Source organism: Acinetobacter soli, assembly GCF_018139125.1.
GTDB classification, from domain to species: Bacteria; Pseudomonadota; Gammaproteobacteria; order Pseudomonadales; family Moraxellaceae; genus Acinetobacter; species Acinetobacter soli.
In genome coordinates this window covers 2344943-2364969 of the sequence record NZ_CP073241.1, presented here as the reverse complement: position 1 = coordinate 2364969, position 20027 = coordinate 2344943, and the positions used below count along the sequence as shown (strand labels likewise).

Annotated in this window: 13 protein-coding genes, 2 tRNA genes, 2 rRNA genes and 1 pseudogene; 13 read left to right on the top strand and 5 right to left on the bottom strand. The window is 46.0% G+C overall.

Annotated features, from left to right (window positions below; translation table 11 throughout):
* Window positions 1-2: 2 nt before the first annotated feature.
* Window positions 3-1217 carry an MFS transporter gene (locus KCV09_RS10890; protein WP_004941532.1) on the bottom strand — a complete coding sequence of 405 codons (1215 nt, stop codon included), beginning with the start codon at window positions 1215-1217 and terminating at the stop codon, window positions 3-5.
* A 148-nt stretch (window positions 1218-1365) separates the two neighbouring features.
* Between KCV09_RS10890 and KCV09_RS10885 the strand changes: the two genes are divergently transcribed.
* The 4 genes from KCV09_RS10885 (at window position 1366) to KCV09_RS10870 (ending at window position 5426) form a co-directional block, all read left to right on the top strand.
* Complete coding sequence (locus KCV09_RS10885; RefSeq protein ID WP_151815501.1) at window positions 1366-2040, top strand: TetR/AcrR family transcriptional regulator; 675 nt, start codon at window positions 1366-1368, stop codon at window positions 2038-2040.
* A 75-nt stretch (window positions 2041-2115) separates the two neighbouring features.
* Complete coding sequence (locus tag KCV09_RS10880; protein ID WP_004941526.1) at window positions 2116-3030, top strand: DMT family transporter; 915 nt, start codon at window positions 2116-2118, stop codon at window positions 3028-3030.
* Between the two features lie 237 nt (window positions 3031-3267).
* On the top strand, window positions 3268-4209 hold the full coding sequence (locus tag KCV09_RS10875) for a LysR substrate-binding domain-containing protein (RefSeq protein WP_004941523.1): 942 nt from the start codon (window positions 3268-3270) through the stop codon (window positions 4207-4209).
* Between the two features lie 308 nt (window positions 4210-4517).
* A complete protein-coding gene (locus KCV09_RS10870; protein WP_048763958.1) occupies window positions 4518-5426 on the top strand; it encodes an outer envelope protein in 909 nt (302 codons plus the stop codon).
* Between the two features lie 502 nt (window positions 5427-5928).
* Here KCV09_RS10870 and KCV09_RS10865 read toward each other — a convergent pair.
* The 3 genes from KCV09_RS10865 to KCV09_RS10855 are packed head-to-tail and all read right to left on the bottom strand — an operon-like array spanning window position 5929 to window position 8856.
* Window positions 5929-6501 (bottom strand): L-threonylcarbamoyladenylate synthase, encoded by a 573-nt coding sequence (locus tag KCV09_RS10865; RefSeq protein ID WP_004941519.1) that lies wholly within the window; start codon window positions 6499-6501, stop codon window positions 5929-5931.
* A 39-nt stretch (window positions 6502-6540) separates the two neighbouring features.
* Window positions 6541-7692, bottom strand: a complete 1152-nt coding sequence (dprA, locus tag KCV09_RS10860; RefSeq protein WP_119026566.1) for a DNA-processing protein DprA — start codon at window positions 7690-7692, stop codon at window positions 6541-6543.
* Window positions 7693-7713: 21 nt separating this feature from the next.
* Window positions 7714-8856: a LysM peptidoglycan-binding domain-containing protein gene (locus KCV09_RS10855; RefSeq protein ID WP_212515118.1), complete on the bottom strand. Its 1143-nt coding sequence runs from the start codon at window positions 8854-8856 to the stop codon at window positions 7714-7716.
* A 119-nt stretch (window positions 8857-8975) separates the two neighbouring features.
* Between KCV09_RS10855 and def the strand changes: the two genes are divergently transcribed.
* From def to KCV09_RS16490, 4 genes and pseudogenes are all read left to right on the top strand, one after another.
* Window positions 8976-9500: a peptide deformylase gene (def, locus tag KCV09_RS10850; RefSeq protein WP_004944209.1), complete on the top strand. Its 525-nt coding sequence runs from the start codon at window positions 8976-8978 to the stop codon at window positions 9498-9500.
* A gap of 81 nt (window positions 9501-9581) precedes the next feature.
* Complete coding sequence (locus KCV09_RS10845; RefSeq protein ID WP_004941507.1) at window positions 9582-10013, top strand: DUF2946 family protein; 432 nt, start codon at window positions 9582-9584, stop codon at window positions 10011-10013.
* Between the two features lie 102 nt (window positions 10014-10115).
* Window positions 10116-12107 (top strand): TonB-dependent copper receptor, encoded by a 1992-nt coding sequence (locus KCV09_RS10840; RefSeq protein ID WP_212515117.1) that lies wholly within the window; start codon window positions 10116-10118, stop codon window positions 12105-12107.
* A gap of 75 nt (window positions 12108-12182) precedes the next feature.
* Window positions 12183-12323 (top strand): annotated as a pseudogene (locus KCV09_RS16490) (hypothetical protein); the annotation flags it as partial.
* A gap of 198 nt (window positions 12324-12521) precedes the next feature.
* Here the strand turns inward: KCV09_RS16490 and KCV09_RS10830 are convergent.
* Complete coding sequence (locus KCV09_RS10830; RefSeq protein ID WP_212515116.1) at window positions 12522-13727, bottom strand: oxygenase MpaB family protein; 1206 nt, start codon at window positions 13725-13727, stop codon at window positions 12522-12524.
* An 83-nt stretch (window positions 13728-13810) separates the two neighbouring features.
* Between KCV09_RS10830 and KCV09_RS10825 the strand changes: the two genes are divergently transcribed.
* From KCV09_RS10825 to KCV09_RS10805, 5 genes are all read left to right on the top strand, one after another.
* Window positions 13811-14407: a TetR/AcrR family transcriptional regulator gene (locus KCV09_RS10825; protein WP_004941493.1), complete on the top strand. Its 597-nt coding sequence runs from the start codon at window positions 13811-13813 to the stop codon at window positions 14405-14407.
* 484 nt (window positions 14408-14891) lie between these two features.
* Window positions 14892-16430, top strand: a 16S ribosomal RNA gene (locus tag KCV09_RS10820).
* A gap of 60 nt (window positions 16431-16490) precedes the next feature.
* Window positions 16491-16567 (top strand) — tRNA-Ile (locus tag KCV09_RS10815).
* Between the two features lie 36 nt (window positions 16568-16603).
* Window positions 16604-16679: transfer RNA gene (locus tag KCV09_RS10810), tRNA-Ala, on the top strand.
* A 362-nt stretch (window positions 16680-17041) separates the two neighbouring features.
* Window positions 17042-19926, top strand: a 23S ribosomal RNA gene (locus KCV09_RS10805).
* Together the 16S and 23S rRNA genes with 2 tRNA genes alongside form the textbook arrangement of a ribosomal RNA operon.
* Window positions 19927-20027 lie beyond the last annotated feature (101 nt).

The following is a 20027-nucleotide window of genomic DNA, read 5'->3' as shown; positions in this document are numbered from 1 at the left end:
ATCTACTGTTCGCAGTGAAGCTTTGGATTGCTTAAACCTTTAACTAAGGTAAATAAACCAATTAAGGCCAACACAACAAAATTGAGCACACCATAAATTAAGATATTTTCATTAAAATGGTCAACTACATAGCCGCCGATCAAAGAGCCTGTCGCAATCATGACCTGAAACATCCCGACGAACAGTGGCATGCCTTTTTCGACGGCTTTAGGCGCATGAACAAACATCCAGATATTGGCCGAAGTTGGAAATGCACCAAAGGCAAAGCCCCATAACGCAGTTAAAATCATCGCGCCGGCTTCATGAATGGCAAAGACGGGAAAGCTAAAGAAAACAACCGCAAAACATACGCCCACAAAAGCCATGGTGTAGCGAATATTCAAATTACCACTATAGCCTGCAAAGGCATTACCAAATACTCCCGCAATACCGTATAGCAAAAGCAGACTACTGATGGTGGTGCCGTCGAAACCTGCAATATGTTTAAAAAAGGGTGCGAGGTAACTATAAGCACAAAAGTGTGCCAAACCCATCAATAGCACAATTAACATGCCGTTACGTGCTTTAGGCACTCGCAATAAGGCTGGTAGGTCTTGAAGTCGAATCGATGATTCAGGAACCAGCACCGGTAAAAAACGTAGCTGTAACAGCAGCACCACAAAACCAATGATGGCGGTAATGCCAAAAGCACTACGCCAGCCATAAAATTCGCTTAACCACGTGCCAATCGGAACGCCCAGTACCGTGGCTAAGGTCACACCGGCCATCACTACGGCGGTGGCTTTGGCAATTGGTAAATGGGCAGGCGCCAATTTACCACTCAATGCAATTGCCGTGGCCCAGAACCCGCCAATGGCAATGCCCAGAATCATCCGGCTGATAAGCAGCACGTTAAAATCGTCTGCAAAGGCAGTCAAGGCATTGGCCAGTACCATAATGGCGGTCAGTACAATCAGTACATAACGACGATCGAGCTGTTTAAAAATAACCGGCAGTGATGGTGCCGCCAGCGCCGCCATGACGCCGGGGAGCGTGATGATCAATCCGGCAGTACCCACCGAGATATTCAAATCAGTGGCCACGTCATTGAGTACCCCGACAGGCAAAAACTCACTGGTCACCAGTGCAAATGCCGCAATTGAAACGGCGAGTATGGCGAGCCAACTGCCACCAGTGGGACGAGAGGGCGTAGCCTCTTGAGCATGAAGCGCATTCATGATGAATATCCTAATTATGGGAGATGCAAAGCGTGTGATCGATCTAATTTATAATTTAATAGTGATCATTATGAAAATAAAATAGTTGAACAATTCACCAGCGTCAAGTAATTTAATAGTGATTGTTATAAAAATAAACGTGGCATTTATGACAGATGTAGCAAATGGCTTTGAGCAGCAGGATCAAGACGTGCCGTGCAAAAAAAAACGCGGGCGTCCAAAATGCTTTGATGAGCAGCAAGCGCTTCAAAAAGCGATGCTGCTGTTTTGGGCACATGGCTACGAGGCGACCTCAATCAATGATCTGACTCAGGCATTAAATGTGACTGCCCCGAGCTTGTACAGTACCTTTGGTGACAAGGCGACTTTGTTTTATAAAAGCATCGATTATTATTTAGCGCATGAGGCATGTCCCATCGAGCGTATTTTTGAACAAGCCAAAACTGCCAAAATTGCCTTTGAATTGTATTTTTATGACAATCTGAACCGTTTGCTGCAACCCAATAAGCCTTCCGGTTGTATGTTGGTGGTGGCGACCATGAACTGTTCCGAATCGACCCAGCAAGTTCAGCACACCTTGTTGTCAAAACGGTTGAAAACCAAACACAAATTATTGGAGCGCTTGCAACAAGGCATCATCGATGGTGATTTACCCGCCAACGCACCGATTGAAACCATGACCGATTTTTATGCCACGCTGCTTCAGGGTCTTACGCTACAGGCACGTGATGGTGCAGATCTAGCGCAACTCACAGCGGTAGTAAAGTACGCTATGCAGAGCTGGTGTTTGTTTGTACAGTCGCATGGCGATCACGCGATATAAATGTCTGAAATGCGATATTTCAATTTCATCCGTCATTATCGACAATAATCGTATCTTCAGGATACAGAGAGCAGCATGAATCAGATCGCAAAAACCCAGTGGTGGGCTTTTTTATTGCCCTTAATTGCAGTACTGATTTGGTCGATGAATATTGCCGTTACGCGTTATGCGGTCGATCTGATTGAACCGGCCAGCATTAGCTTTTACCGCTGGCTCATAGCCTTTATTGTGCTGACGCCTTTTATGCTATTCAAAGTCTGGGCACAACGTGCTTTGGTCCGTCGGCATTTGGGCCAGCTCGCCATACTGAGTGCCTTCGGGATGGTGTTGTATCAGGGCTTATCTTATACCGCCGCGCATTATACCACCGCCACCAACATGGGAATTGTCAATGCATTCATTCCCGTGTTTACCATCTTTGTTTCAATGCTGATTTTAAAAGATATTCCCAATCGATTTGCCATTGTGGGCAGTATCATTTCGTTTTTAGGTCTACTGTATATTTTAGGCAAAGGTGATTTTACTACGCTACTCAATATGGGCGGTCATTCGGGTGATTTACTCATGGTCGTGGCTGTCTTTTTCTATGCCTTTTATGGTGTATTCTTAAAAAAATGGCAGCTCAAAATTCCATTACTGATTAGTCTATATGTGCAAATCGGTTTTGCCTTGCTCTATCACATCCCGTTTTTAATGTATTTTGGTCTAGATGCAATTAATGCACGAAATGCACCGAGCTTACTTTATGCGGGTATTTTTCCTTCATTGCTGGCGCCGTTGCTGTGGATGCTGGCGGTACAACACATCGGGCCAAATCGTACCAGTATTTTTATGAATTTAATGCCAGTGTTTACTGCAATTATTGCCAGTTTATGGTTAGCCGAGCAATGGACTTTATTTCATACTATTGGTGGCATGATGATTTTGGTCGGCATTGTGATGGCACAAAAGAAAAATGCGCCTGTCATCGTACAAAATACCTCGTCTTAAAAGATCCGCTTTTTTTTTAATTTAACTGTATCTTCAACTTATGCGGGCGAGTATCTGAATGGACAGCGTGGTGTGGCAGTGTATTCAATACGATGGCAGAATAGGCAAAACATGCAGTAAATGGTAGTGTACTGATTGAGGGCGTGTGGTTGATCGTCTGGATGAGTTTTAGAATTGTCCATTTGGTATAAAACTTGAATACGCTAAACATGTAACGAATAAAATCAGGACGCAGCGGTGATTAATCCAGCCAACAAATGGGAAGCTTTAGATGCACATCTTTTGCAGGTGTTGCATGTGCTATTAACTGAAAAAAGCGTCTCCAATGCGGCCAAGCGGCTCAATCAATCCCAACCTGCCATCAGTACCGCACTCAAAAAACTCAGAGACATTACTGGCGATCAGCTTTTGGTTCGTAGTCGTAATGGCATGACCCCGACCGAACGTGGTGAAGCGCTACTTGAACCTGTGCGTCAAGCACTGGCGCAAATGGAACTGATTGCCACACAGCAGGTGCACTTTCATCCGGCCGAGTCGCGTCAAGTCTTTAATATTGCCGCGCCGGATTACCTCAACGCGATTGCGCTGGGTGAAGTGTTGCGTCGTGTACGACAAGAAGCGCCGCATTGTACTGTGATCATGCACTCGATGGCGCACGATGTAGATTATACCCATGCACTAGAAAGCGGAATGTATGATGCCGTGATTGGTAACTGGCCGCAGCCACCCGAATATTTGCGCCTTGCACCACTGTTTGAAGATGAAGTGGTGTGCCTGATGCGTAAATCGCATCCAATGGCTGCACGACCATTAACACTTGACGATTATCTGCAAGCCGACCATATTGCCCCAACGCCATATACCGTCGGTCAGCGTGGCGTGATTGACTTGTATTTGGCCAAAGAACGAATCAAACGTAATATCGTGGCCTATGTGCCATACTTCGGCATGATTCCCTACATGCTGCTGCAATTTGACGCGATTTTTTCAGCACCGCGTTCATTCTCTCGCCATTATAGTGCATTGCTGCCACTCAAAGTGGTCGATGCGCCAGTCAAGTTCCCCAAGATTCCGTATTTCTTGCTCTGGCATGAGCGTTTACATCGTTCACAAGAACAGCGTTGGTTTCGTGAGCTGATTATTTCGGTACTTCGAAACGACAGTCACGTCTTAAACTAAATTCCTTTGTATCACCATAACGCGCATCCCTGATCAGGCGCGAGCATCAGATCATCATCTGCTGGCGCTGGTCTTTTCTTATTTATCATGGCCAATATGGATGCATGATAGACATGTGTTATGGCATTTTTTGCATAAGCAACATTGCAGATTCTCAATAATCATTTCTTTGGTAGGAAACTTGCCTTTATCAGCGGGCGACATCGTTTTGCAAGCCATTTAAGCGAATGTCAAACAGCCATCGCTATGCATCTTCAGATAAATAGCCAGTGCTTTTACTTAAGGAAGTGGATCAGGGGAAGTGTGTAATGAACGCAGTACAACAAGGCAGATCATTAAAAAAACTGATGGGAAGCCTCGCGACTATTCTGGGGGGAATGGGCGCCATGCAAGTCGCAGATGCAGCCATCTGGAGTGATACCTCAATTGGCTGGCGCTACGGTACTCAATTTGCAGAACCTTATAAAAATGATGCCGCAGGCGATCGAATTGATATTACCAAGCAGATTTTTAATCTCACCCATGCCAGTGGTGATAAATATGGCTCCAACTTTTTTAATGTCGATTTACTTCAGTCAGATGATGAGCCCAACAGTACCCAGTCAAGTGGTAAAGGTGCCCAAGAAGCCTATGTGGTAATACGCCGTTATCTGGATGCAGGTGCACTGTTTAAAAAGGATTTGGCGGTACCCGGCTATATACGTGGCGCAGGTTTGACCGCGGGGTTAGACTGGAATACCAAAAATGACAGTTATGGCTCGAAAAAGCGCATGTGGGTGGTAGGCCCAACGGTTCGCTTTGATGTACCGGGCTTTTTAGATTTTAGTGTGCTGGCACTATTTGAAAGTAATGATCCGTCTTCTGATACGCCACGATTTGGTTACTCAACGGGTCGTTATACTTACGATACACATATGGCAGCACAGTTTACGTGGGGCATTCCGATTGCAAAAACACCGCTGTCCTTTGAAGGCTATGCACTGTGGATTGATGCTAAAGGAAAAAATGAATCTGGTGGCGATACCAAAGCGGAAACCCACATCGATGCACGCATTATGTATGACATGAGCGGATTGATCGGGCTAAAAGACAGCAAATTACGTGCGGGTGCAGGTTACGAATACTGGAAAAACAAATTCGGTAACGATACTGATGGTTTTGCCGGAAAGGGGGCCACTGCGAGCACACCTATGGTAAGAGTGGATTATCACTTTTAAGTGCTAAGGGCAGGGTGGGAGCATATAAACACGGTTTTTATGTGCTCTCTTTTGTCTGAATAAATTTAAGTAAAAAATATTCTGACACGATGTGATGACTTATCGAATTCCACTATGATTACAGGGTGTGTTTAAAAATTAAACAATTATCAGTTTTCTATAAAATTTGAATAAAAAGATCAATATAAATTAACTTTTTAAACAAATATTCAAATTGATTCGAACTGATTCTAATTTTATGTAAGATAAATAATATATTTGTATTAATGAGTTGTTTCTTTCATACTACGCGCACTGTAAAAACAGTCACTTTTTAAGTGTACTGTTGCTACTTCCAGATTGTTGAACCCTCTGGATGTGATTGATACACATCCCTTTTTATGCTCAGTCATCCTCACATGACTGAGCTTTTTTTTGTCTGTCCATTTATCTAGGTAGCTAGATAGACAGATCTGTATAATATAAATTAACGATAATTATTTACATTTGAGTGTTCATTCATTTAGTTGCGAATCACATCGCCAGTTTTGGCATCGAGAATCCGACTTGGCTGCTGGCTTAAACCCAAATCACCATTTAAATAATGTAATTGCTGCCCAAAATAGGCGGAAGCTTCCTGTAGTGAGCGCGCAGGTTCAAGTCCTGCCGGATTGGCACTGGTAGAGACAATAAAGCCGCCAAAGGCATGACACAGTGCCATACAAAGTGGGTGATTAGACACCCGAACAGCCACCTGATGATGTTGACCTGTAATCCAAGCGGGAATTTGCTGTGAATGGATCGGCAATAACCATGTCGTGGCGCGCTCATCGACGCCGCGCTGTGTCCAGCTTTGAATGACTTGCTGGCGAATATCTGGATCAAGTTCATCCAGTAGATGCTCGACCTGTGAAATATCTCCGGCCAGTAAAATCACGCCTTTTTCAATAGGGCGCTGCTTTAAACGCAGAATTTCATGAAATGCCTGCTCATTGAAAGGATCACAGCCCAAGCCCCAGACTGCCTCGGTCGGATAGGCCAGCACATCGCCCTGTGTCAGGTATTGGGCTGCTTCCGTAACGGAGGTGGTCAGCATAATTCATCTCCAAATTTAAAAATAACGCTATTGTGAACCTTAAAATCCGCCAGTACAACGCAGATAACGTCCCGACTGCTGAATGCACAATCCCAACAGTTCAAGTTCCATGAGTTGACCGGTCAGCTCTGCGGTCGAACCTTCAAACTGCTGTGCCAACTGATCGAGGTCTTGTCCCGTCCAGTCTAAGCGCTGATAAAGCGGAATCAGCTCTTCGGGAACAGCCAAGGCATCGGATACATCTTCAGGGGTAGAGGTGGCCGAGACTGCTGCCGTAGATTGAGCATGCCAATGTGTGGGAAGCGCTAAATCTTCCAGAATTTGCTCCGGATGATCCACCAAAATTGCTCCTTCTCGAATCAATTGATGGCAGCCTTGATGAAACTCACTATAAATATGTCCCGGAATCGCGAAGACCGTTTTACCTTGCTCAGCAGCTCGATTCGCGGTAATCAGTGAGCCACTTTCTTTTTTGGCTTCCACCACCAACACGCCTAAACTTAAGCCACTCACAATACGGTTGCGCCGTGGAAAATTGGCCTTTAACGGTGGTGTGCCCGGCAAAAACTCGCTGACGACTGCACCGCCTTGCGAAGTAATACTCTCGTATAATGTACGATTACCTGCCGGATAACATCGATCCAATCCAGTTCCGATCACTGCAATCGCCCGTTGCTGCATGACACTGCCTTGATGGGCTGCTTCATCAATGCCGTGTGCAAGCCCACTGGTGATATAAAATCCTTTTTCACTGAGGTAATAGGCAAAGTCATAGGCCACTTGCCGACCATGTGGGCTGGGTTTACGACTGCCCACCACGGCAATTTGTGGCTGTAATAAGGGCTGAGCCGAACCTCGACCAAATAAAATTGGGGGCTTGCCGGTATAGGGCATCAACTGGGCCGGATATAGTGGATCTTCTGGCGTAACAATAAAATCAGTGTGTTGCTGAATGTGCGCAAGCAAGTTTGAAAATGCCGCTTGCCCCGCTGGTGTTGCGTATTCCGCAGCTCGCTTTAGATGATTGGCATGTAGCTTTAACTGTTGCCACTTGGCCAGATTCTGAGGTTCAAGCGCCGTTTCACAATCGCCAAAATGACGAACTAAGGTATCAAAACTTGAGAGTGAGTGTTGCACCAATGACCATACTGCAATGGTATGGCGATGGTGCGCAGAAAATTGTTTCATCATAAGTCTATTAATAATATTGTTTTATTCTTCATCTTGAGGAGGGCGAATTTCTGCCCCGACTTTAATGGGTAAGTTGCTCTCGAGTACGTAAGCGTAACTGAATTCATCAAAGGTTTTAAATATCATCAAACTTCCAATATTTTGATTCGGAAGTTTGATCAGTTCATGCGTTTTCGGGTCTTTGACGCTTTCGCCTTGCGCATAAATATCGAGTACTTGTCCTACTTTGGCACCTTGATTCAAGCCTCGATTAAGCGTCACGACACTATTGCGTGCTGCTGTGGCAATAGAGCCCATAACACGAACAATCTTGCCACCTGCCACCATTTCATTGCCTTCGGTTGGATAAAACAATGTTGGTAACATGGCATCTTGCTCTGGCATGACCAAATCGCCACGACGTGTTTCTGCGTTATAGGTGTCGGTGAGTTCGAGCGTGGTGATCTCTTGTTCAGATTGCACTGCAATCCCCGAAGCCACCTGAATCAGTTCGACGGCCAGAATGCGCTTTTTGCCGTGTTCATCTAGGGCGGTGTAGGGCTCACCCTCATGATAGATCGCATAACGCTGACCATTTTGTAGGCCCTGACCCCGCACAAAGATTTTTTGACCTTTGGCAGCCAGTACACGTTGATCGGTGGTGCCCACAACATAAGGCACAGACTCAATAGCGTCCGCCGATACAAGTGTCGAGCGCTCCAGCCATTGCTGAATTTGGCTCAGCGGAATCACTGGAATACTATTTTTTAATTCTTCAATGCGAACTTGTGGGGGTAAGGTGGTGCGGCCTGTATAACGACGAATAATTCCTTCACAGCCATCCCCCATATCTCGTCCAACGAGCGGTTGACCATTGAGCGTACACAGCAGCAATCGGTCGCCTGGATAAATCCAGTGTGGATTCTTCACATGTTTGTTACTGGCCCAGATCTCTGGCCATCGCCATGGTTTTTTTAAAAATTTTCCAGAAATATCCCAAAGCGTATCCCCTTTTTTGACCACATAGACATGCGGTGCACCTGCCTTGAGTGAGGGTGGATTGTGATTGCGCGTTGCAGCTTCGGCATTCGATATGCCCACTACACCACAGATGGCCAGCGCGAAACCGTATTGTTTAAGCCCCAAATGAGAAAACGTGCGTAAGCCGTTTAAAACCATGTTCATTATCATAATTCCTAAAAATTAGGTCTGTATTTGCGTTATAATAACGGCAATACATACATTTTTATTTCGAGTTGCCTTTCTTTGGGTTTTCTAATCAATGGCACGAATGAGGAGACACTATGGCCTTATTACCGATCTTGAGTTTTCCTGATCCACGCCTGCGCACCGTTGCAAAACCTGTCGAAGAAGTGACAGATGAAATCCGCCAACTGGCATCAGACATGCTAGAAACCATGTATGAAGCACCCGGCATTGGCTTGGCTGCATCTCAGGTTGATCGTCATATTCAGCTGATTGTCATGGACTTATCTGAAGAAAAAGATCAGCCAATGGTTTTCATCAACCCCAAAATCACCCCATTAACAGACGAAACACAGGCTTATGAAGAAGGCTGTCTGTCTGTTCCTCAAATATACGACAAAGTCAACCGTCCGTCACGCGTCAAGATTGAAGCGTTGAACCTTGATGGTGAGGCATTTGAAATCGAGGCCGATGGTTTGCTCGCTGTCTGTATTCAGCACGAAATGGATCATTTGAGCGGAAAGCTGTTTGTCGATTATCTATCTCCACTTAAACGTCAGCGAGCGCGTGAGAAAGTAGAAAAACTGACACGCCAGAAAGAGAAGGTCGCTGTCAAACGTTAATCGCTCAAAATGCACCAAAAAAACCCAATTTCGATTGGGTTTTGTTATACTGTAACGGCAAAATTTCTGAGAAGGCTGGACTTGTTTAAAATTGGGCTGCTGCTGGGATTCACCGCAGTATTATTACAGATTGCGGTTTTTTTACAGCCGTTATTGCCGAAGCAGTATCAGATTGCTCCGGTCTGTGAAACCATTGCCCAAACTTTTGATCTGTCGGCGCTTCAGCATCATAAGGCCATGTCACATGCAGATTCACACATGCAGCATATGCCCCGCATGCTCGAAAAAGCGCAATCGGCGCCAGCTCATGATCATCATGATGTCAATCATCAGTGTCAATATTGCACCGTCTATGGCCATTTAATTTTACCGCCCGAACTGGATGTAAAAGAAATACTGGTTCGCATTCAAGTGCGTTTGCTGGCGTTTCAGCAAGCATTTCGACACGTCTATTACGCGCTTCAACGTCTATTTTTACTGCCTCAAGGTCGGGCACCGCCTGTATTTGCATAAATCACGCTTCGTTGCGGGGTTTTATCCCTCGTATGTTTTTCTGGCCTTATACGCATAAGACGTATTAGGCATAGCGCGTATTTATGTTTTTGAGATACAGACATGACTCAACCTCAATTTTTATTACAGCCGATTACGGCTGCGATGCTACTTGCCACCACATCTGCATTTGCCGAAACGCAATCTGCAACTGATACGACACAGATGCCGCCAATTGTGGTAACTGCACAAGAAACAACACGTTCAAATGGTTTAATTGTACAGGCAGATCCCAAACAGCCCATTCAGCCCGTTCCGGCCACTGACGGTGCAGATTACCTACAAAGTATTCTGGGCTTTAATGCCATTAAAAATGGCGGTACTAATGGTGATGTGACCTTTCGGGGCATGTTTGGTTCACGTATTAAAATGCTGACCGATGGCACTGAAAATTTGGGGGCTTGTCCAGGACGGATGGATGCTCCAACGTCGTATATCAATCCTGAAAGTTATGATCGAATTACCGTGATTAAAGGCCCGCAAACTGTGTTGTATGCCACCCCTGGCTCGGCGGCAACAGTCCTTTTTGAACGCGAACCTGAGCAGTTAAGCCGTGATAAACCTTATCGTGGACAGGCCAGTGTACTGATTGGCTCCTTTGGCCGGCTTGATCACAATATCGAAGCTGCCGTAGGTGATGAAAGCAAATATGCACGCTTGAATGCCACTCGCTCGGTGGCCGGAAATTATCAAGATGGTAACGGCAAGACAGTACAATCCCAATGGGAGCGCTGGAGCACTGATTTAGCTTTAGGCTGGAAACCGACTCAAGATACTTGGCTGGAGCTACGGGGAGGCGCCAGCGATGGAGAGTCAGCCTATGCTGGCCGAACTATGGATGGCACACAATTTAGACGTGAAAGCCTAGGGCTGCATGCCGAGCAAAAAAATATCACTGATGTGATCAAGAAAGTTGAAGCGCAGATCGATTATAGCTACAACGATCATGTGATGGACAACTTTAAACTGCGCACACCGCCAATGATGCCAATGGCTATGGAAGTGACGCGCCGCACGATTAATGCACGTACGGCTGTGACCACCGAATGGGGCAATTTTAGTGCTATTTCTGGTGTGGATTCTCAGCATAATCAGCACGCAGGCAATATGTACATGCGCGATGCCAACCCAATTCCACCTTTAAAGCGTGACCTAGAATATCAAAGCTATGGTGCATTTACCGAGTGGACGTATACCTTGTCGCCAGAGACAAAATGGGTTGCGGGTGGTCGTATCGATCAAGTAAAAGTGAATCATGCTGCGAATGATCAACAGCGTAAAGACACCAATCCAAGTGCCTTTGTGCGAATTGAACATGCATTGCCAGAACACGGGCTTAAAACCTATGCAGGCATTGGATATGTTGAGCGTAGTCCAGACTATTGGGAAATCTCTCGCGTATCAAAGGGGCAACTGAACTATCTTGATACCGAAAAGACCACACAGCTTGATTTAGGCTTTGAATTTGAACAGGGTGCCTTAACGTCGTGGGCATCGGCCTATGCTGGATTGATCGATGATTTTATTTTGGTGCCGTATCAATCCAATCCAAACGGCAGTGTCAGCATTTTACCAGCACGTAGTATCGATGCCACCATTGCAGGGGCAGAAGCAGGAATCGGTTATCATCTGACCGATCATCTTCAAACCGATCTATCTGCCATGTACGCATGGGGTAAAAATACCAGCGACGGTAAGCCCTTACCTCAAATTGCACCGCTAGAGGGTCGATTCAATCTACGTTATGTGCAAGATCGCTATAGTCTAGGGCTATTGTGGCGCGCGGTCGCCAAGCAAAACCGAATTAGTCTCAATGAAGGCAATATCGTAGGTTATGATATCGGTAAAAGTAAGGGCTTTAGTACGCTGGCGATTAATGCAGCTTATCAATACAGTCCAACACTCGATTTTGCTGTGGGGATTGATAATCTGCTCGATAAAGCCTATGCCGAACATCTGAATAAATCGGGAGCAGCCTTATTTGGCTATGCTGCTAACGAACAGTTTAACAACAGCGGGCGTAATTATTGGGCGCGCGTGAGTATGAAATTCTAAGATTTGCATTTTTTATAGACTAAATATAGAAGAGGATGAAAACGTGAGATCAGCCTCTTCTTACAGGAGATGAACATGAGTGAAAAACTGTCACCCGAAAAATCAGTGTGGGGATGGAAGCTGCTGATCGTGGCCTTTATCTTGAGTCTAATATTTATGGGCGTTTTTTATCTGGCGGTGAACAATGAGCCAGATTACATGCCGAGTCAGCAGAAAATGCACACCCAGCAGCATGCTTTTAAAACAGCACCTGCCATGGCGCCAGCAACTGAGCAAAATGCAGCAGCCTCAGCTACTACTTCACATGAGGAAATGCATATGGACATGAAAGATATGAATATGGATCATTCATCTCATTCGGGTGGTGCAGCCCATCAATAACAGATGAAAAGAAAGGGAGCATGGCTCCCTTTTTTAACTGTGCATATCACTGAGTGACTGAATTTCATTTTGATATAAATGCATACCAAACTTTTGTACAATTCGACCGCGTCGAAGTAAAAAACGGTCCACTTTGGGCAGGTACTTTGCACTGGTATGTAAAATCAGATTTCGCACAATTAAGAAGTAAGCAAACCATGCCGCAGGGCGCTCTTCCAAGCCCAGTTTGTGCATGCGTTTACGCCCAATAAAAAACTGCGTTATTTCAAGATGCATATGATACGCCAGCTTTTGCTGAAAACTACGCATACGCTGATAACGACGTTCAAAAGGTTCCTTTGAAAGGCTTTGTCCAAGTGCCAAGCTCGATTCGTCCGATTCTGGGTGAGCATCTTGCATCCAGTACAATAAACGCCAAGCATCGCGCTCGTTATCGACCAGCCATTTTTCATCGACCCCCATCAGCCAGCCTACGTATTTCCAGAAATGTAAAAATTGTGCTACCTCATGCTTATTCGGAAATACTGCCAGCGCCCGAATACCCAATAACACCACACCACTAAAGGCGATATTGGTCATGGCCAGATCAAACTGATTGAGCGGTAATCCCCATTTTTTTGTATCCCATTCTTCTGAGCGCGACAATTGATGCCGAACCAGTGCATGAATAAAGCGCACGTAAATGGTCGAGGTAAAACCTGATCCAAAGCGCTTTAAACCATCAATCTCGGTAATTTCAACCCACCACTTTGTGGTTTCCGCCAAGCGTTTACCGGCATGTTTTTTCAATGCCCCAGTGAGAATCAACGGACGGTTAAATCCAGGATATAAGTAGCCCACCATCAAAGACAAATCGCGCAGAATAAAGCCGTTATTGACGCCCAGTCGATGCGTGAAAATCACTGCATCATTCAGGCGGCTTTCATCAAACCATGCCGGCGGATGCATAATCTGCTCAAAAAACTCAATCAGTTCTGGAATGGGCTCAGGTAGCGCATCAAGGCCTTCAAAGAGCGCCGTCTCAAAAAGCTGTCGGTGTTCGGCAGGATTTTGCATCAGCCAATCGATCACCTTGTCCATGGCGGGATCACCCGTCACTAACGCTTCCGCGAGTTCTCTATACTCTTTTACGTTGGGTTGAATGGGGCGCTTACAAATATAGGATAAAACACGCCCAAGCCAGCGTGATTTCGACATATGATCAAATGAAGCTAATCTGGACGGTAAAAGAGTTTGCATTGAACATTCAGCCTGATTAATGTTTAATCAACTCTAATACGAATAATTATTCGCATTCAATTCGCATTTGAGACAGGCGATTTATGAGAAAACAACCCCAGCAGCAACGCGCGATTTATCTGGTCGATACTGTCTTGGAGGCTACCCAATTATGTATTGCAGAATACGGCCTACATCAAGTCACGACACCTAAAATTGCAGAGCGCTCTGGTATCAGTGTTGGATCAATTTACCAATACTTTGAGAACAAAGAAGAAATTATTCAAGAGCTACTGTTACGTAAAAGTGAACAACTGGGGCAGACCTTCAAAAAACTGGTAGTTGCACAAGAGCAATTAGAAATTGAATACCTGATTCCACTGAGTATTCAATTTGGATTCGATAAAATGAATGCCGATCAGGGATTTTTTATCGAGGTACTTAAACACTGGCATCAATACAACCATTCAAAAGCTGCTCAGATATTAGAACAGCATTTTTTCGAAGTCGGTCTTTATGTGTTTAATCGGCTTTATCCCGAATGGGATTTTGAAAGACTCAAGCATAAATCCTTTGTGATCATCAACAGCACCTTATTTACCATGATGCGTTATGTCAGTAGTAACGACTTTTTAATTGAAGAACAAAAGCTTAAACAGGAATTATGCCAGATGATTTTGGCCTATCTGAAACAAAATTAAATGTGAGAAAAAACATTTAAAATAAATAAACTATAAAAAATAATAGCTTATATTATTTTTGGTTCAAAATATAGCCATGTAATAAAAACTTTAGTCCAACAAGCTTGCAAGGGGTGAGAAATAGTGTAGAATGCACATCCATCGGCGGTGATGCAGATAGAAACTTGTTGAAAAACAGTAACTTGGCTTGAGTGGTTAGGTTGTGGGTTTAAAGATAAAGTTTTAAAAATATCGAAATTACCTGTTGACTTTGAAGAGATTTAGAGTAACATAGCCGACCTAGCTTGATGATGACGAATCATCGAGAAGATCATTAAGAGAATAGAAGAACAACTTGTGTGGATTTTTACTGGTTGATTAATCGATATATATTATCATTGATTGATTGGTTTAAATTACTCGAAGTTTATTTGAGCGAAATTTAAGTCAGGAAATTGATGAGCAGAATTGGCACCTTGTCTATAAATAAGGTGCAAAATGATTTTAACTGAAGAGTTTGATCATGGCTCAGATTGAACGCTGGCGGCAGGCTTAACACATGCAAGTCGAGCGGAGTGATGGTGCTTGCACTATCACTTAGCGGCGGACGGGTGAGTAATGCTTAGGAATCTGCCTATTAGTGGGGGACAACATCTCGAAAGGGATGCTAATACCGCATACGTCCTACGGGAGAAAGCAGGGGATCACTTGTGACCTTGCGCTAATAGATGAGCCTAAGTCGGATTAGCTAGTTGGTGGGGTAAAGGCCTACCAAGGCGACGATCTGTAGCGGGTCTGAGAGGATGATCCGCCACACTGGGACTGAGACACGGCCCAGACTCCTACGGGAGGCAGCAGTGGGGAATATTGGACAATGGGGGGAACCCTGATCCAGCCATGCCGCGTGTGTGAAGAAGGCCTTATGGTTGTAAAGCACTTTAAGCGAGGAGGAGGCTCTTTTGGTTAATACCCAAGATGAGTGGACGTTACTCGCAGAATAAGCACCGGCTAACTCTGTGCCAGCAGCCGCGGTAATACAGAGGGTGCAAGCGTTAATCGGATTTACTGGGCGTAAAGCGCGCGTAGGCGGCCAATTAAGTCAAATGTGAAATCCCCGAGCTTAACTTGGGAATTGCATTCGATACTGGTTGGCTAGAGTGTGGGAGAGGATGGTAGAATTCCAGGTGTAGCGGTGAAATGCGTAGAGATCTGGAGGAATACCGATGGCGAAGGCAGCCATCTGGCCTAACACTGACGCTGAGGTGCGAAAGCATGGGGAGCAAACAGGATTAGATACCCTGGTAGTCCATGCCGTAAACGATGTCTACTAGCCGTTGGGGCCTTTGAGGCTTTAGTGGCGCAGCTAACGCGATAAGTAGACCGCCTGGGGAGTACGGTCGCAAGACTAAAACTCAAATGAATTGACGGGGGCCCGCACAAGCGGTGGAGCATGTGGTTTAATTCGATGCAACGCGAAGAACCTTACCTGGCCTTGACATAGTAGAAACTTTCCAGAGATGGATTGGTGCCTTCGGGAATCTACATACAGGTGCTGCATGGCTGTCGTCAGCTCGTGTCGTGAGATGTTGGGTTAAGTCCCGCAACGAGCGCAACCCTTTTCCTTACTTGCCAGCATTTCGGATGGGAACTTTAAGGATACTGCCAGTGACAAACTGGAGGAAGGCGGGGACGACGTCAAGTCATCATGGCCCTTACGGCCAGGGCTACACACGTGCTACAATGGTCGGTACAAAGGGTTGCTACCTAGCGATAGGATGCTAATCTCAAAAAGCCGATCGTAGTCCGGATTGGAGTCTGCAACTCGACTCCATGAAGTCGGAATCGCTAGTAATCGCGGATCAGAATGCCGCGGTGAATACGTTCCCGGGCCTTGTACACACCGCCCGTCACACCATGGGAGTTTGTTGCACCAGAAGTAGCTAGCCTAACTGCAAAGAGGGCGGTTACCACGGTGTGGCCGATGACTGGGGTGAAGTCGTAACAAGGTAGCCGTAGGGGAACCTGCGGCTGGATCACCTCCTTAACGAAAGATTGATTGGCCGGTAAGAATCCACAACAAGTTGTTCTTCTAAGATGTATCTGAGGGTCTGTAGCTCAGTTGGTTAGAGCACACGCTTGATAAGCGTGGGGTCACAAGTTCAAGTCTTGTCAGACCCACCAAGTCTACGGCAGAAAGATACATTAATGATATAAGCTGGGGACTTAGCTTAGTTGGTAGAGCGCCTGCTTTGCACGCAGGAGGTCAGGAGTTCGACTCTCCTAGTCTCCACCACGTACTTTAAAGAGTACGGCTAAGGTGTAGATTATAGAACTTAGTAAAAAGAAGGTCTTGAGATCTTATTTTATTAAGTTCTGTGATTTATCACAGTTTAGTGTGATCTGACGAAGACACATTAATTCATTAACAGATTGGAAAATATTGAGTCTGAAATAAATTGTTCAAACTCGATTAAATAAGAAGCTAACAAGCAATTGTTAGGTGACTATTTAATCCGAGAACTAGCAAATTAACTGAATCAAGCGTTTTGGTATATGAATTTAGATTGAAGCTGTACGGTGATTCAATTCACAGTACTTCAAACTGTAATGTTGATAATGCTACTTGTAGGCATTAGCGACTGTTTGGGGTTGTATAGTCAAGTAATTAAGTGCATGTGGTGGATGCCTTGGCAGTCAGAGGCGATGAAAGACGTGATAGCCTGCGAAAAGCTCCGGGGAGGCGGCAAATATCCTTTGATCCGGAGATGTCTGAATGGGGAAACCCACTTATCATAAGATAGGTATTGCATGATGAATACATAGTCATGCAAGGCGAACGAGGGGAAGTGAAACATCTCAGTACCCTTAGGAAAAGAAATCAATTGAGATTCCCTTAGTAGCGGCGAGCGAAAGGGGAACAGCCCATTAAGTTGTGTGTGTTCTAGTGGAACGCTCTGGGAAGTGCGAACGTAGAGGGTGATATTCCCGTACACGAAAGGGCACACGCAATGATGACGAGTAGGGCGAGGCACGTGAAACCTTGTCTGAATATGGGGGGACCATCCTCCAAGGCTAAATACTCCTGACTGACCGATAGTGAACCAGTACCGTGAGGGAAAGGCGAAAAGAACCCCTGTGAGGGGAGTGAAATAGATCCTGAAACCGCATGCATACAAGCAGTGGGAGCCGACATGTTCGGTGACTGCGTACCTTTGTATAATGGGTCAGCGACTTATATTCAGTAGCAAGGTTAACCGCATAGGGAGCCGTAGGGAAACCGAGTCTTAATAGGGCGTATAGTTGCTGGGTATAGACCCGAAACCAGGCGATCTATCCATGAGCAGGTTGAAGGTTGGGTAACACTAACTGGAGGACCGAACCCACTGTCGTTGAAAAGCCAGGGGATGACTTGTGGATAGGGGTGAAAGGCTAATCAAGCCTGGTGATAGCTGGTTCTCCCCGAAAGCTATTTAGGTAGCGCCTCGGACGAATACCATAGGGGGTAGAGCACTGTTTCGGCTAGGGGGTCATCCCGACTTACCAAACCGATGCAAACTCCGAATACCTATGAGTACTATCCGGGAGACAGACTGCGGGTGCTAACGTCCGTAGTCAAGAGGAAAACAATCCAGACCGCCAGCTAAGGCCCCAAAATCATAGTTAAGTGGGAAACGATGTGGGAAGGCATAGACAGCTAGGAGGTTGGCTTAGAAGCAGCCACCCTTTAAAGAAAGCGTAATAGCTCACTAGTCGAGTCGGCCTGCGCGGAAGATGTAACGGGGCTAAAACTATGTGCCGAAGCTGCGGATGTAACTTTAAGTTACGTGGTAGGGGAGCGTTCTGTAAGCCGATGAAGGTGGATTGAGAAGTCTGCTGGAGGTATCAGAAGTGCGAATGCTGACGTGAGTAACGACAAAACGGGTGAAAAACCCGTTCGCCGAAAGACCAAGGGTTCCAGTCCAACGTTAATCGGGGCTGGGTGAGTCGACCTAAGGCGAGGCCGAAAGGCGTAGTCGATGGGAAATTGGTTAATATTCCAATACTTCTGTGTAATGCGATGAGAGGACGGAGAAGGTTAGGTCAGCCTGGCGTTGGTTGTCCAGGTGGAAGACAGTAGGCATGCATCTTAGGCAAATCCGGGGTGCTCTATGCTGAGAGTCGATAGCAAGCTAGTTTACTAGCGAAGTGGCTGATACCATACTTCCAAGAAAAGTCTCTAAGCTTCAGTTACACAGGAATCGTACCCGAAACCGACACAGGTGGTCAGGTCGAGTAGACCAAGGCGCTTGAGAGAACTCTGCTGAAGGAACTAGGCAAAATGGTACCGTAACTTCGGGAGAAGGTACGCTGTTGATGGTGATGGGACTTGCTCCCTGAGCGATTGACAGCCGCAGAAACCAGGCCGCTGCAACTGTTTATTAAAAACATAGCACTCTGCAAACACGAAAGTGGACGTATAGGGTGTGATGCCTGCCCGGTGCTGGAAGGTTAATTGATGGGGTTAGCGTAAGCGAAGCTCTTGATCGAAGCCCCAGTAAACGGCGGCCGTAACTATAACGGTCCTAAGGTAGCGAAATTCCTTGTCGGGTAAGTTCCGACCTGCACGAATGGCATAATGATGGCGGCGCTGTCTCCAGCAGAGGCTCAGTGAAATCGAAATCGCTGTGAAGATGCAGTGTACCCGCGGCTAGACGGAAAGACCCCGTGAACCTTTACTGCAGCTTGACATTGAACTTTGACCTTACTTGTGTAGGATAGGTGGGAGGCTTTGAAGATGGGACGCCAGTTCCATTGGAGCCATCCTTGAAATACCACCCTGGTAATGTTGAGGTTCTAACTCTGCCCCGTAATCCGGGGCGAGGACCATGTCTGGTGGGTAGTTTGACTGGGGCGGTCTCCTCCTAAAGAGTAACGGAGGAGTACGAAGGTGCGCTCAGCGTGGTCGGAAATCACGCGTAGAGTATAAAGGCAAAAGCGCGCTTAACTGCGAGACCCACAAGTCGAGCAGGTACGAAAGTAGGTCTTAGTGATCCGGTGGTTCTGTATGGAAGGGCCATCGCTCAACGGATAAAAGGTACTCTGGGGATAACAGGCTGATACCGCCCAAGAGTTCATATCGACGGCGGTGTTTGGCACCTCGATGTCGGCTCATCTCATCCTGGGGCTGAAGCAGGTCCCAAGGGTATGGCTGTTCGCCATTTAAAGAGGTACGCGAGCTGGGTTTAGAACGTCGTGAGACAGTTCGGTCCCTATCTACCGTGGGCGCTGGAAATTTGAGAGGATCTGCTCCTAGTACGAGAGGACCAGAGTGGACGAACCTCTGGTGTACCGGTTGTGACGCCAGTCGCATCGCCGGGTAGCTATGTTCGGAAGGGATAACCGCTGAAAGCATCTAAGCGGGAAGCCTACCTCAAGATAAGATTTCCTAGGAATTTATTCCTCTAAAGAGCCGTTCAAGACTAGGACGTTGATAGGTTGGATGTGGAAGCATAGTGATATGTGAAGCTGACCAATACTAATTGCTCGTGAGGCTTGACTATACAACACCCAAACAGTTGTTGTATCAAGATAAATTCGATACGAATACTTGATTTAGTGAAAGCTAGAACATAAAATACCGACTCAATATTCCAATCCGTTA